The following is a 13,374-nucleotide window of genomic DNA, read 5'->3' on the forward strand; positions in this document are numbered from 1 at the left end:
CCTGCCGGATTGCTGATCAGCCGCGTCGGCTATGAAGCCGTGCCGGGGATGCAGGAGGCAGGCAAGGCTTTCGACAGCAACTGGCCGTTCGCGGGTCTGGTCGTAGGGAGCGGTAGCTATTCCGACCCTGCGCCCCCGCTCACGCGGCCGAACGGCAACGTCACGCCCGAGTGGTCTGCCACCGCCACGCCGCGAACGCTGGTGATCGGGCAGAGCATAGCGAACGCCTACTCCCATCTGGCGGTGATCTTCATGTGGCTGAACACGCTGGGCGAACAGCGGATCGACGTGCTGCCGGCGTTCTTCGCGACTGCCAACACGCTGACCTCGCCGCGCAAATTCGAGATCCTGACGAACGGCGTCAACAACCCGCCGAGCAATGCTTACGAGCGCTTCACAGCACCGCGCGGCTTCGTCATTCTGGGGGCCTAGATGGCGAAGCGGGTTTCGCTGGGGCGTCACGTGGACGGCAGCTTCGGATTGAGGATATCGCCGCCAGGAGCGGACGTCGACAACCCGGGTGCTGCCCGCCTCTTCGATACCAACATCGCCCAGCTCCAGCCGATCTTCCGGTTCAGCTATCCGACGACCACGACGGTGACGGCTCGCGCAACGCCGACCCCGTACGGCCTCATCGGGTTGAGCTACAACGCCACCACCACAGCGACAGTCGCTTTCCCCTATGCCCTGCCGTTCGTGCCGCTGATCGTCATGTCCTACGACGCCTCGTTCAATGGGGGAGCCGACGTGTTCAGGGGAACGGCAAACTCGAACACGCGCGCCGAGATGTTTGTCACCGCGAACGGGTCTCAGCTGACGTCGCGGCTGGTCTTCGTCCTTAGCGCCGCCAACACGATCGACTACCCGCCGATCCATACCGCCATCGTCTACAACTGGCCCTGGTCATGAGCCTGCGCGTCTACGCTGCACCAACATTCGTCCAGGTGTCCAAGCCGGGGTTCGACGCGACCAGCGGGAACCCACTCCACCTGGTCTTCTCATCGAACTTCTACGGCCATGGTGGCGGCATCAAAGGAACCGTGGTCACCACCCCGGGGCCGATCGGAAGCAACGGCTTCCACGATCCGACGGACAGCTTCATCCTCCTGCCGCCGGGCACCGGCATCCCGGTCTACTTCATCTGGCAGCGAAACATCGACCAGACCTATGCCGAGTACGGGCGAGGGATTCGCGGTTGGTTCGCACGGATCATCCCGGAAGGCACGCACATCCAGCTGAACGTGACCGCCTCCTACAACGCCATTTTCGACTACATGATCTATCGGAGGGACGTTGCGTGATCGTGATCTACAACGAGGACGGCCGGATCACCCAGACCATTGACGACCCGGTGACGCCTGAAGTGATCGACGGTCTGGAACGAGCCGGCGTCCGGCATGTCCGCGTGACGCCGGACCAGTTCGACGGCCTGATCGATCTCTTCACCGGCCACCACATCTCCGAGGGCTGCCTGACGAAGCGTCCGGTCATGGAAGCCCTGGTGTCGAAGAGCGACATCAAGGCGGATGGCAAGCACAAGGCCGTCATTCGCGGCCTGCCCAGGCCCTGCGTCGTGCGCATCGACGGGCAGCCCATCGAGCGGAAGGGCGGGACGATCACCCTGACCGCTGACGTGCCGGCCACGTACCGAGTCGAGGTCGACCATTGGCCCTACCTGCCGTGGTCAGCGGAGATCGTCGCCACATGAAGATGACCAAGGACATGACGGCATTCCGGGCCGTGGCAGAGGCGCGGCTCAACAAGATCTTCGCAGAGCGTCACGCGGCCATTCTCGGACCCCTGTACGCCGTCCATGCACGCAAGGCGGCCGACGCCGCTTGCGTTGTTGCGTCCGACGTCTCGTCCCTCCTGCTGGCACCAGAGGCCAAGCGCCGAGGCGTCTCCGAGAAGACCCTCGCGGCACAGGTTTTGATCCGGGCGAACCGCCAGTCAGCCATACTCGGCCTGCTCGAAGCGGAGCGTCAGGACGCACAGGCAGAGATAGCCGCGGCCAAGTCTCCAGCCGAACTCGACAGTATCCTCGCCGTTCACGGCGGCTGACACCCTTCAGCATTCTCACACATCGCAGGAGCGCCCCATGCCGGTGCAACCCTTCTACGCGACCGGCACCGCCACGGTGACGAGCGGCAGCGAGACCGTGACCGGGACCGGCACGGCGTGGGCAATCCAAGTCATCAACGGCGGTGAGTTCTCGCGGCAGGGGCTTAGCATCCCGATCGTGGCGATCAACAGCAACACGTCCTTGACGCTGGCCTACCCATGGCCCGGCGCCACGTCGACCGGCGCCTATGCAATCTCGCTGGGCAATGCTGCGTCGGCCTCAGCGATCGAGGCGAACAAGCGGCTGGCCGAGCTGGTCGCGCAATTGGCAGACATCAGCCCATTCGTCCGGTCGCTGTTCGATGATGCCGATGCTGCGGCGGTTCGTGCGTCGCTCGGCGTGCTTGCATCGGCTTCGGCCGGAGCTACTGGCGCGGAGATCCTTGCGACCACGACTCCCGCGCAAGCCAGGGCAGCTATCGGGGCGACGGTTACGGGCTCCGCGCTGATCACTGCCGCAAATGCTGCCGCCGCGCGGGTGGCGGTGGGTGCAACCACTACGGGCTCGGCGCTCATCACGGCGGCGGATGCTGCAGCGGCAAGAACGGCGGCGGGAATAACAGCCAACGGATCATCGGTCGTAACCGGGGCTACTGGGACGGGTGTGGCTCTTGCGACGGCGGCAAGCGCTGCGGCGGCCCGAACGGCGTTGGGCAGGCCCACCCACGTCATCTCGACCACGACAATTGTTGCCGGGGCGTCCTTCTTGGATATCAATGTGCCCGCCGGCTACAGCTCCTTCGAAGCGGACATTACGGGGCTGTTCCCTTCGACGACAAATGCTTTTTTCGTCGGCTATTGGGTCGACAGCGCCTTGGCGCAGACAGGCTACTACGGGGACATCACCTTTAGCTCGGCCACGAGCACAATTTCTAGGACTACGATCAGCAACGGCTCTGCATTCCAAATCTCTGCAGGCGTCGCCGCCACCGTGTCCGAGGGCATTTCAGGGCGGCTGAATATCTACCCCGGCGGGGGCGGAGTTCGGCCTTCGCTCATTTCCAGCGTCTTCCATTGGAACGGCGCCGGCATCCCTCAGTCTGTCGGCGCTTCCGGGCAAGTTCTCAGCAACTCCCGGATCGTCGCATTCCGCGTCAGACCCCTAGCGGGAACCCTCGGTGGCGGGACCATCGTGCTGAAAGGTATTCCAGAATGATCAGCGCGCCTTTCAGAATGGAAGAAAACGAGGTCATTCCACTGACCGTGGCGGAGATCGCCGCGCTCGCGGCAGCGGAAGCCGCGTTGGCCGACGCCCCGCCACTGGTGCCGGCTTTCATTACACCTCTGCAGGCTCGCAACGGCCTTAGAGAGTGGGGCATCGGTCGAACCGAGATCAGCGCGTTCTTTGATGAGATCGAGGACACTCTAGCCAGGGAGGCGGCGCAGGATGCTTGGGAGTACGCCACGCAAATCGATCGATCTGACCCGCTCGTCGCCGCCTGTGCTGCCTTCCTCGGCAAGACGGAGGCGGAGCTTGATCAGTTCTTTATCGACGCAGTCGCGTGATTTTCCGCAGGGGCTGCCTGATGAGTCCTGGCGCTTAGGGCAGACGACGCTCGGCAATTGGCGATGAACTCAAGCCGCTGCCGCAATGACCAAACGTCCTCGAACATCTGGAGATAGTAGGCGACCTCCATCGGCTCGGGTTTCTCCCCCAGAATGAGCGAGTAATATCCAATTACGTCGTGCGTCGTCAGCGCCATGCATGCTCCTGCATTCCAAAGCGCACCTTCGGGTAACGCATAGACAGGGTAGCCGCGACGGATGAACCCAGCATGACCAGCTCCTCCCTCTATGTCAGGCAAGCGGCTCTCTCTTTGGTTGCACATGCCACCACCCACACGGCCGCCTTGAGCGGCCGTTTTCTTGCGCCCGTCACCCACAGGAGAACCACCATGCAACGCACTTCACAGGGACGTGCTCTCCTTATGCTGCATTCTTATTTCTGTACCTTCAGCCTACTGAACGCCAGCAGACAGCAGCCGATCAACAGGGGCAGCGCCATCGTGTAGCCCGTGTCCTCAATCGACTGTGCGATCAGGGTCATGGCCGGCTGACCTTTGACGTAGAAGTCATTGAGTTCATTGAGGCACTGCACAGCAAGGACGATGAGAAGGGCAATGCGGGGCGACCGCCACGCTGCGAGTGCAGCGAGGAAAATCATCAAGCCGATAATCACGTGCAGAGTTGGCTCGTACACGCCCGTAGTGGCCACGAGAGATTGCTTGAGCTCGTATAGAAACGGAATGACGCACCTGCGCTCTGTCGCGAGCGCCTCCCTGTTGGCCCGCTGCCAGTAGGCGGCTCGCCCCGATCGCACAAGCTCAACGGATCGCGCAGGTCGCCCAAAGAACTGTGACTCCCGCCCGCCCGGTCCTGCCGCGGCGGGCTTTTTCTTGCCACCACAGGAGACCGACAATGGACCGCACCGTCCCGCTCGCCGCGGCTCGGATGCTCGACTTCGTGCGCGCCACGGAAGTCGGCACCGATGGCCCGTCCGGCTACAACGTGATCTTCGGCTTCAACCAGGACAAGCTCCCGAAGCCGGTCACGCAGATGACGATCGACGAGGTTCTGGGCGCTCAGGCGTCTTGGTCGAAGCGCTTCGGCTCATCGGCCGCCGCTGGCTATCAGTTCATGCGCGCCACGCTCACCGACCTGAAGCGCGAGCTGGGGCTGCGGGGAACAGAAATCCTCGACGAGGACCTGCAGGACCGGCTCGCATTCCACCTGCTAAAGCGCCGCGGCTATGAGGCGTTCATGGCGGGGCAGATCAGCCGCACCGAGTTCGGCAAGCGCCTGGCGCAAGAGTGGGCGAGCTTCCCTGTCCTCGCCAGCGTGAAGGGCCCCCACCGGCAGGTTGCGCGGGGGCAGAGCTATTACACTGGCGACCCGCTCAACAAGGCGCTGGTCAGCCCGGAGGAGGTCGAACGCGTCATCGACGAGGTGAAGGAACTCGGCAACGCGATGCCGGCGCCTGCTCCCGTCCCCATTCCGAAGCCTGAACAGACAGAGGAGCCCACCATGCCCGCACCGATCGGCCACAATGGCGGCCCTGAACTCTCGCCGATCGAGCAGATGAACAAGCCTGTCCAGGGGGCCAAGGCGGGCTTCGCGACCAGCGGCGTGACCGGGGCGCTGCTCTACCTCTGGTCGACGACTGAGGCATTCCCTGCGGCATGGCAGAACGACACGCAAGCGGCCATTGCCCTTACGGTGGTGGCCTCAGCCTTCTCCGGCCTCGTTGCCAATTTCATCGCCAGCTACCTCGCCCGTGACAAGCGTTTCACGGCGCCGGCGTGATCCGTGCCCAATTCGCCGGCTCCGCGCCGCTCGTCCACCGCATTGAAAGCTGGGACCGAGCAGCGCCCCATGCCGAATGACATGTACCGAGAATACGCAGACCTCGCCGTCTATCTCCTCCCCGTCGCCACGGCTCTCGCAGTGGGCCTGTGGGCCATTGTGAGGCGGCGGGACGCGAACCATCAGGCCGAGCTTCAGGCGGCCAGGGAGTCCCGCAAAGCCGAGCGGGAGGAGATGGTCGACCAGCGCGAAGCCTTCTACGCGGACATCAAGTCCGAAGTCGTCCGGATGCGCGAACTGTACGAGAGCGAGCTCGACCGGGGTATCAGCCTTCGCACTGCACTTGCCGAGGCAGCCCATCGCGAGATGAACCTGCAGGAGACGATTCACGATCTGACCCGCAAGGTCGACACGCTGCAGGAGGAGGTCGCCGAGCTGCGGAAGGAGCTTTCCGCTCGGGAGAGCCGGGCGTCCTGACCGTCTGAGACCGTTGTCATGCATCAGCCGCCGATGCCTCCGCGTTTGAATCTAGGTCATTTCTTGTCTGAAGCCGGACAAGGTGGATCGCCAGACCTTCAAAGTGTCATCGATATCAAGCATTTACTATGCCACCAGCCGCCATGTTGATGAACCTCAGATAAACGACGTTTTGGTTGAAAAGCCAGGGCGGGGGAACTCTGGAACTCTGCGGTTGTGTCTTCTGTTAGCTGCACGGATGGGCGCTTTCATCCGTTGAGAAGCGCGTGCCAATAACGGGAGATGAACCATGAAACTGAAGACATTCCTCAGCGCCGGCGCTGCTGCCTTAATCACCGCGACGGCCATTCCTGCTTATGCGCAGACGACTGTCTCTGCGACGACCGATCTCAACGTTCGCGCGGGGCCTGGCCCAAACTATGAGATTGTCGGCGCGATGAGCACCGATGATACAGTCACGCTCGAAGGCTGCACCGACAGCGGCGCCTGGTGCCGGGTCACGGTCGACGGCACGACCGGCTGGGCCTACAGCCAGTACCTGACTGCCGATGTGGGCGGCGAGACTGTGGTCGTCACCGAACGGCGGACCGAGTATCCGGTCGTCACGTACGAGGATAGCGGCGGCACGGGCGAGGTTGCCGGCGCGGCGACCGGCGCCGTGGCTGGCGCGATCGTTGGTGGCCCTATCGGTGCCGCTATCGGAGGCGCTGCCGGGCTTGTAGCAGGTGCGGCAATCAATCCGCCGGATGAGCGGATCGAGTATGTCCGATCGAACCCCGTTGATCCGGTGTACCTCGAGGGAGAGGCCGTGGTGGGCTCGCAGCTCCCGGAGACGGTGGAACTGCAGACTATCCCTGACTACGAATACCAGTATGTCTATGTGAATGGACAGCCGGTACTCGTTGATCCGAGCAACCGACAGGTAGTATACGTCGTCCGGTAATCCGACCACGATCGCCGTAACACATTACGCGGAGCCGCCGTCCCTTCACCGGGGCGGCGGCTTTCTTTGCTGCTGGCGAAACTTTCGTCGGACAGAGTGCAGCGACGGCAGGTAGCCGCTGTTTCGATGGCTTGGGCCCACTTCTGCGCGGGCCGGTTTTCCCGGAACGGATTAGCCTTCGAAAGGTTATGGTGCTCGACAGGGACGAAGAGCACTAGGAAATAATACCATGTTCAAGACCACAGCATCCGCAGCCGTTCTCGTCCTCGCTCTTGCTGGCTCTGCCTTCGCACAGGGCAACTCCGCCAATGCTGGCGGCGGCGGCAACAACAGCACCTCGGAAGGCCTCGTAACGGTTTCTCTGGGCGACGTCGTGCTTCAGGAAATCGCCAACGATCTGAATGTCGAGGTCTCCGACTTGGTGGACGTCACGCAGGTTCAGGTTCCGGTGGGCGTGGCGGCAACGGTCTGCGACGTAAATGCCAACGTCCTGGCCGAGCAGAAGAAAGCCGGCGAGGCAACGTGCGAGGCGACGTCTTCGTCCCAAGCCCTTGCCCAGGCCGTTCAGAAGCAGATTGACGGTTAATTGCGGTAAACCCGCAGGACTGAATAGGGGCCCCTTCCGGGGCCTCTGTTTTGCGTTCGCCTTATCTCGCACTTTTCATGCGGTTGTCAGCAGCGAACTGCCGTGAGCGGACCACAACGCAGCGGCGCCGTGCCGACCCTAGCGCGCCGTAGCAATGTGATCGCACAAGCCGTTGGCCCGCCCGGATGGGAGCCACTCCTGTTTCGTTGCGCTCCAGCAGTGGGCACCTTCCTGAAGAATGATGCTGAACCGCTCAAGCGTATGACAGATGGCGTCTCGCTCATGTTCTGGCACGCGGGCTCCTTGGCGATCTTTGCCTAGTTTGCAGACGTAGCGGGCGTCATGCCACTGCTGGACCGAGGGATCACTTTGGAGGTGCCCAGCCCCAGCCGGAACCGCACCGGCCGCCAGTAACCCTACTCCCATAACCAAACTTTTCAGCACGGCTCTTCCTCCGCCTGACGTCCCTATCGCAGGAGGAAACGATTGAACCTGCAGGAAGCTCCGAAGGCAGCAAGGTACTACAAGGACTTTTTCGCCGGGGGGAGCAGCTCGCGCCCCGTGCACGTGGACAGCTAGCGTCGTCTCGGCCAGTGGGCCTCGCCGTGGAACAGGCCGGACATCTGCCGGCTGCAGGTGAACGACTTCCGCGTGATCGGCTGCCTTACGATCTCAACCCCCGCCCGCTGCTATGCTCTCCTGCCGGCACCGCTTACAGGTCTTTCACCCCTTGGGAGGCCGGGGCCGCCACGACGGTCTCTTCAAAGGCCTGTGCGGCCTGCACTGCCGCGATTCTGAGCGGCTCGCTGTTGGCGGATCTGTCGTACAATCCAGGAGCGCTGAGGGAAGCGGAGAGGTATCGCTGCGTGGCCGTTCGAACCGACGCGGCGGCTTGGTTTACCTCAGGTCCCTGCTCAACGCATGCCAGCGTGTTGGCGATGAATGCGTTCAGGTTCTTCCGCAGATCCCCAACAGCCGCGGCGTTCCGCCGCTCGAGTCGGCTCGTTATGTATTGAGCCCAGTCACGGGCGTTCTCAGCCATGTGCAATTCCTCCCAGCATTCATGCTCACCCAGCGTGCATAAAGGTTTTTTGTTCACACTTCACGGCACGCTCACGGGAACGTTCACACCCTCCTGGCATTGCAGCTTCCAGTGATCACTGGAGACATCAAATGCTACGCAATCCTTTCTATGCCGCAGCTCTTGCTGCTGGACTTCTCGCCGCGACGAGCACTGCTGCTCTCGCTCAGGCGACAGCGCCAGATACTGAAACGGTGCAGCCGACGACGAATCAGAACGATGACGACGGCTTCGATCTCGGTTGGCTGGGGTTAATCGGCCTTTTGGGTCTGGCCGGGCTTGCGGGGCGCAAGCGGACCACGCACGTTGATACCGTCAACAGGCCGATCGATCCGGCAAACCGCCCGCGCGTTTAGGCGTCACCTACTCGTTACGCGATGCAAAGCCGCCGTCCCTTCACCGGGGCGGCGGCTCTTTTTGGCTTTGGACATGAGATTCGCCGTTGATTGTCCCCTCTGGGGACGGAACGCGGAGGTCGAGCATGAACGCCACCTCGTCCACGGAGAATCCGCCATCCAGCGCAAAGCGCACTTCGTTTTGGCTGATGAAGACAGACCCTGGACGAAGCGTCGCCTCGCCGTCAGCGGGTGTGGCTGTTTCCGCCGGGACAGGGTCATTTGCAGATGATGTCAGTGGTGCGATCATGGAAGTCATCCCTCTAAGGGACGTCACCTCTGTGACTCTATCGAGTGATGCTAACGGAAACCGACATTCGCGAGCAACAACCGATTCTGGCAGTTCGCCGCGCCGCGTTTTCATCTTGAATAGGGCCGTCCGCGGTTGAGCCGGAACACGCGCTCGTCGACCTGCTCCCCCGCGTGACCTGCCAAGCTCATGCAGATGACCGCCGTGGATCATGACGGATTGGCGGCGTTCCTTGCAGAAGCAAGACCAGCTTGATCAACGAATTTCGCAGTGGACGTGAGGGACAGGAGATCACGGTAAAGCCCTCCTCGTATTGGAGGCGATTGAGCCTCAACGAGCTCGGCGGTTCGCCTAATGCACTACTCCAACGGCTTGGGCCACGGCGGCGGCAAGTTTCGCCGCCCGAAACGGCTTGTCGAGTTTCAGTAGTCCCTCATCCGCACCCGGGGGCAGTTCTGCGTAGCCCGTCGCCAGGATCATCGGAGTGTTTGGCCATTCAGCCCTAATGGCTGTGGCCAACTGCGCACCGGTCATGCGGGGCATGGCGTGGTCGGTGATCACCAGATCTACAGCCTCTTCGCGCTTGAGAATGTCGAGTGCTTCGGCCCCTGACGTCGCTTCGAACACGCGGTGCCCCATGTCCTCCAGCATCAACACCGTGTTCATCAGCACCAGCGGATCGTCGTCCACGGCGAGAATCGTCAGGGATGACGTGGCTGGCTCCGCCGGCTGTGCCCGAACCGACACTTCCTGCTGAACGGGCGCGGCCGCGGCGACGGGTAGGCAGATCTCCGCCGAGGTGCCCTTTCCCTTACGGCTCTTCAGCGTGAGGCAGCCGCCCGACTGCTCTGCAACACCGTAGACCATGGAGAGGCCAAGGCCAGTTCCCTTGCCGACGCCTTTGGTGGTGAAGAAGGGGTCCGTCGCGCGTGCAAGCGTCGTCTCGTCCATACCTTCACCAGTGTCGGTAATTGCCAGGCAGACGTAGCTCCCGGGGCTCAGGCTTGCATCTTCGTCGGCGGAAACCTCTTTTCGGCGCGCTGAGATGGTGATTGTCCCCCCACCGGGCATGGCGTCTCGCGCATTCACCGCGATGTTTAGCAGTGCCAACTCCAACTGATTAGCGTCTGTCAGGACTGGCGGCAGGATCAAGGGGAACTGCGTCTGGATCTCGATCCCGGGTCCCACCGATCGCTCCAGCAGGCCAGCCATACCGGCGACGAGAGCGGGTAGCGAAACCGGCGCCAACTCCAGGGTCTGGCGGCGGGCAAATGCCAGCATGCGCTGGGTCAGCGCAGCGCCTCGCTCGCCTGCAGCAATCGCATTGTCTAGCAGTGGCGTGATCCGTCGATCCTCAGGAATCCGCTTTCGCACCATTTCGAGGCTGCCGAGGATCGCCATCAGAAGGTTGTTGAAATCGTGCGCCATGCCTCCGGTAAGCTGCCCGATCGCCTCCATCTTCTGCGACTGGAACAGAGCCTCGCGTGCCCGTTCCAGAGCTTCCTGATGTTCCTTGCGCTCGGTTAGGTCCCGCGTGACCTTGGCGAAGCCGACGAGGCTACCATTCATGTCGCGGATGGGATCGATCACGACATAGGCCCAGAAGCGAGAGCCGTCCTTGCGCACGCGCCAGCCCTCGCTCTCGAACTTTCCGTCCAAAGCCGCCGTCTTAAGGGCGCGAGCCGGGAGCCCGACCGCCTTGTCTTCTTCGGTATAAAAGCGAGAGAAATGTTCTCCGAGGATCTCGGCTTCCTCGTATCCCTTGAACCGCCGGGCCCCGGGGTTCCAGCTAGTGACTATGCCGCTGGGGTCGAGCATGTAGATCGCGTAATCGGTGACCGCCTCGATCAAGATCCGGTAGCGCCCGTCCTCCGTGAGGGAGGAGGAGAACCGTTCGACCTGTTCCATTCAAAACCCTCTGCGTGTCGCCGCCCTGCTGAGGCGGTGGAAGGCCACCGGAAGCGCAAGCGAAATTGCTAAGTGTCGCAGACGTCCCGACTTGTCCAGTTACAGCGAGTGTCGGAGGCTCATCGCCACATCTATAAATGGTTCGCGGTAGAACCTTCTCCAGGAATGCACAAAACTCGCCGTCCCTGCGCCGGCGGCGGCTTTCGTCGAGGGGGATGAGTTTACTGCCGCCACCCGGCCTCGAGGGTCAGCGACGCGTGGAAGACCAGCATATTGGCCTGATCACGTACGCTGATGCTGATCACGTGGTGGTCGCCGCCTGGTCTGGCGTCGCAGGCCATCCGGGGAAGGGCATCGATGGCAGCTTCGCGTACCGCTGCCAATGTCCTGCACTCGATGCCTTCGTCGTCTGGGACGGTGAGACCATTGTCATCGATGTCAAAATAGTAACGGGCCATAGATGTCTCCGCGGCAATGGCGCCAGTTACCATAGCCGACGCTTTCGCTCTCCATCTGATCCGGTTGCGTCGATGGAATGTACTTGGTCGTCTAGCAGCCGTGGGCTGCGGTCCGGCTATCTCGACGGACGGTGCGGCGGCCTTCTGGCGTTGTGGAGGGCGCGCGTCCTGCCGGCATGCCTGATACTGCAGGCCGCGCCACTTCAACTTGGCTCGTTCATCAACCGCTGCGCCTTTGCGGTTTCGATAACGCGCGCCTGATCGGCCAGGCGTTGCCAGTTTCTGTGCGCTTCCTCTAGCCGCTGTCGTTGACCGGCTGTCGCGGCGTCCGCAGCTTCGGCCTTCGCGATGTCTGCCCGAGCTTGGCAATCAGCGCTGTTCAACGACGACGCTACCGTGGTTCTTTTGGCACCAGTCATGTTGCACCCCATGCCACGTGGAGTAGCGGAAGCTAACGGAGAACCCCTACAAAGCAAGGGAACCGGCTGCAACATGAACGCGAGGGGGATGCAGCGACGGACGAAGCTAAGAGTCTGCATGATTGGGCGCATCTCGACGCCTACCAAAGCCCGTGCTCTCCTTCCGTGATGTGCAACCTCTACTCCATCACCAAGGGCCAGACGGCCATTCTCGAGTTCACCCGAGCCATGCGGGACCGGACAGGCAACATGCCGCCACTGCCGGGCGTCTTTCCCGACACGACCGCGCCGATCGTGCGGAACGGCGAGGACGGCGTGCGTGAGTTGACGATGGCGCGCTGGGGCATGCCTTCGCCGAAGTTCGTGCTCGAGGGCAAGAAGACTGACCCCGGAGTGACGAACATCCGGCGGACCAACAGCCCGCACTGGCGCCGCTGGCTCGGGCCGGCCAACCGCTGCGTCGTGCCGCTGACGTCGTTCTGCGAATACGACACGATCGATGGCAAGAAGGTGCCGACCTGGTTCGCCCGGGACGAGAGCCGGCCCCTGATGGTGTTCGCCGGGATCTGGACGAACTGGACCAGCGTGCGGAAGGTGAAGGAGGGGGAGGTCAATGCCGACCTCTACGGCTTCCTCACCTGCGAGCCGAACGCAGTCGTTGCGCCGGTTCACCCGAAGGCGATGCCGGTGATCCTGACGGAGCCGGAGGAGATCGACGTGTGGATGCGGGCGGAATGGGCGGAGGCGTCGGCGCTTCAGCGGCCGCTGCCGGATGACGTGCTGCGGATAGTGGCGCGCGGGGAGCGGAAGGACGGGGAGGCGGCATAGGATAGGCCTTTCAAAGCCCAGGTTAAATTCAGGGAGCCTTCAGCAGAGGCCATGCCCGGCCACTGTTATATTTAGCGGCTTGCTAACCACAAAAATAAGATTCGACCTAGCGTCCAAAATTGCGCCGGACCATTGTCGCTTACTGCCTTCTTCACCAACCGGGAGCATCCACAATGCGCACCCAATCTATTCGAGATCGCAAAAAAGAAAACGCCCACGACCTTGTCGTGTATGGCTGCTACACCGCCGCCGCGATATGGTGTGTTGCGTGTTCATACCTCATCTTCGTGCCATAAAACCGGAAGTGGCGAGAACGGTGCGTAGCGCTACCGGGAGCCGAGGTTCAATGGAATTAGCGAAGCAGGTGCTGCGAGTATCTGTAGTAGGGCTCAGCGCTGTGATGCTCTGCGGCTGTGTCGCCGAAACAGGCTACTACAGCGGGTCCTACTCAGTGATCTACGAAGAGCCGATTTACGCCGAACCAGTATACGTGATCGATGACTGGCCGCGATATCGCCCCCGAGAGCATTATCGTCACAGAGCTTGGCATCCACATCATCGTGAGCGGTGGGATCGTGGCTACCGATACCGGGATCGCTACTACT

18 protein-coding genes are annotated in these 13,374 nt (G+C 62.2%); 13 read left to right on the forward strand and 5 right to left on the reverse strand.

Annotated elements, in window-relative coordinates:
• Window positions 1–9: 9 nt before the first annotated feature.
• Genes GGR03_RS03250 through GGR03_RS03280 form a run of 7 tightly spaced genes read left to right on the forward strand, consistent with a single transcriptional unit; the run spans window position 10 to window position 3,627 of the window.
• Complete coding sequence (locus tag GGR03_RS03250) at window positions 10–432, forward strand: hypothetical protein (RefSeq protein WP_183206111.1); 423 nt, start codon at window positions 10–12, stop codon at window positions 430–432.
• Window positions 433–909 (forward strand): hypothetical protein, encoded by a 477-nt coding sequence (locus GGR03_RS03255; RefSeq protein ID WP_183206112.1) that lies wholly within the window; start codon window positions 433–435, stop codon window positions 907–909. It begins immediately after the preceding gene.
• The gene (locus GGR03_RS03260) at window positions 906–1,301 is read left to right on the forward strand and encodes a hypothetical protein (protein WP_183206113.1); all 396 of its coding nucleotides are present in this window, start codon (window positions 906–908) and stop codon (window positions 1,299–1,301) included. Before GGR03_RS03255 ends, GGR03_RS03260 begins: the two co-directional genes overlap by 4 nt.
• On the forward strand, window positions 1,298–1,708 hold the full coding sequence (locus tag GGR03_RS03265; protein ID WP_183206114.1) for a hypothetical protein: 411 nt from the start codon (window positions 1,298–1,300) through the stop codon (window positions 1,706–1,708). Before GGR03_RS03260 ends, GGR03_RS03265 begins: the two co-directional genes overlap by 4 nt.
• The gene (locus tag GGR03_RS03270; RefSeq protein ID WP_183206115.1) at window positions 1,705–2,061 is read left to right on the forward strand and encodes a hypothetical protein; all 357 of its coding nucleotides are present in this window, start codon (window positions 1,705–1,707) and stop codon (window positions 2,059–2,061) included. Before GGR03_RS03265 ends, GGR03_RS03270 begins: the two co-directional genes overlap by 4 nt.
• Window positions 2,062–2,098: 37 nt before the next feature.
• Window positions 2,099–3,277, forward strand: coding sequence for a hypothetical protein (locus GGR03_RS03275; protein WP_183206116.1), 1,179 nt, complete (start codon window positions 2,099–2,101; stop codon window positions 3,275–3,277).
• Window positions 3,274–3,627: a hypothetical protein gene (locus GGR03_RS03280; protein WP_183206117.1), complete on the forward strand. Its 354-nt coding sequence runs from the start codon at window positions 3,274–3,276 to the stop codon at window positions 3,625–3,627. Before GGR03_RS03275 ends, GGR03_RS03280 begins: the two co-directional genes overlap by 4 nt.
• Window positions 3,628–4,060: 433 nt before the next feature.
• On the opposite strand, the gene GGR03_RS03285 is transcribed toward GGR03_RS03280, so the two are convergent.
• The gene (locus GGR03_RS03285) at window positions 4,061–4,336 is read right to left on the reverse strand and encodes a hypothetical protein (RefSeq protein WP_183206118.1); all 276 of its coding nucleotides are present in this window, start codon (window positions 4,334–4,336) and stop codon (window positions 4,061–4,063) included.
• A gap of 203 nt (window positions 4,337–4,539) precedes the next feature.
• Between GGR03_RS03285 and GGR03_RS03290 the strand changes: the two genes are divergently transcribed.
• From GGR03_RS03290 to GGR03_RS03305, 4 genes are all read left to right on the forward strand, one after another.
• The gene (locus GGR03_RS03290) at window positions 4,540–5,424 is read left to right on the forward strand and encodes a lysozyme family protein (RefSeq protein ID WP_183206119.1); all 885 of its coding nucleotides are present in this window, start codon (window positions 4,540–4,542) and stop codon (window positions 5,422–5,424) included.
• Between the two features lie 69 nt (window positions 5,425–5,493).
• Window positions 5,494–5,901, forward strand: coding sequence for a hypothetical protein (locus tag GGR03_RS03295; RefSeq protein WP_183206120.1), 408 nt, complete (start codon window positions 5,494–5,496; stop codon window positions 5,899–5,901).
• Between the two features lie 289 nt (window positions 5,902–6,190).
• Complete coding sequence (locus GGR03_RS03300) at window positions 6,191–6,844, forward strand: DUF1236 domain-containing protein (protein ID WP_183206121.1); 654 nt, start codon at window positions 6,191–6,193, stop codon at window positions 6,842–6,844.
• Window positions 6,845–7,073: 229 nt separating this feature from the next.
• Window positions 7,074–7,430, forward strand: coding sequence for a hypothetical protein (locus GGR03_RS03305; protein WP_183206122.1), 357 nt, complete (start codon window positions 7,074–7,076; stop codon window positions 7,428–7,430).
• Window positions 7,431–8,142: 712 nt separating this feature from the next.
• Here GGR03_RS03305 and GGR03_RS03310 read toward each other — a convergent pair.
• Window positions 8,143–8,472: a hypothetical protein gene (locus tag GGR03_RS03310; RefSeq protein WP_183206123.1), complete on the reverse strand. Its 330-nt coding sequence runs from the start codon at window positions 8,470–8,472 to the stop codon at window positions 8,143–8,145.
• 131 nt (window positions 8,473–8,603) lie between these two features.
• Here GGR03_RS03310 and GGR03_RS03315 point away from each other — a divergent pair, with 131 nt between their 5' ends.
• Window positions 8,604–8,867, forward strand: a complete 264-nt coding sequence (locus tag GGR03_RS03315; protein WP_183206124.1) for a WGxxGxxG family protein — start codon at window positions 8,604–8,606, stop codon at window positions 8,865–8,867.
• A gap of 40 nt (window positions 8,868–8,907) precedes the next feature.
• Here GGR03_RS03315 and GGR03_RS03320 read toward each other — a convergent pair whose 3' ends face one another.
• The 3 genes from GGR03_RS03320 to GGR03_RS03330 form a co-directional block, all read right to left on the reverse strand.
• Entirely contained in the window at window positions 8,908–9,156 is a 249-nt protein-coding gene (locus GGR03_RS03320) for a hypothetical protein (RefSeq protein ID WP_183206125.1), read from the reverse strand.
• 351 nt (window positions 9,157–9,507) lie between these two features.
• Window positions 9,508–11,064, reverse strand: coding sequence for a PAS domain-containing sensor histidine kinase (locus GGR03_RS03325; protein ID WP_183206126.1), 1,557 nt, complete (start codon window positions 11,062–11,064; stop codon window positions 9,508–9,510).
• 221 nt (window positions 11,065–11,285) lie between these two features.
• Window positions 11,286–11,522 (reverse strand): DUF6894 family protein, encoded by a 237-nt coding sequence (locus tag GGR03_RS03330; protein ID WP_183206127.1) that lies wholly within the window; start codon window positions 11,520–11,522, stop codon window positions 11,286–11,288.
• A 587-nt stretch (window positions 11,523–12,109) separates the two neighbouring features.
• Between GGR03_RS03330 and GGR03_RS03335 the strand changes: the two genes are divergently transcribed.
• On the forward strand, window positions 12,110–12,769 hold the full coding sequence (locus tag GGR03_RS03335; protein ID WP_183206128.1) for an SOS response-associated peptidase: 660 nt from the start codon (window positions 12,110–12,112) through the stop codon (window positions 12,767–12,769).
• Window positions 12,770–13,374 lie beyond the last annotated feature (605 nt).

The organism is Aurantimonas endophytica, assembly GCF_014196845.1.
GTDB classification, from domain to species: Bacteria; Pseudomonadota; Alphaproteobacteria; order Rhizobiales; family Rhizobiaceae; genus Aurantimonas; species Aurantimonas endophytica.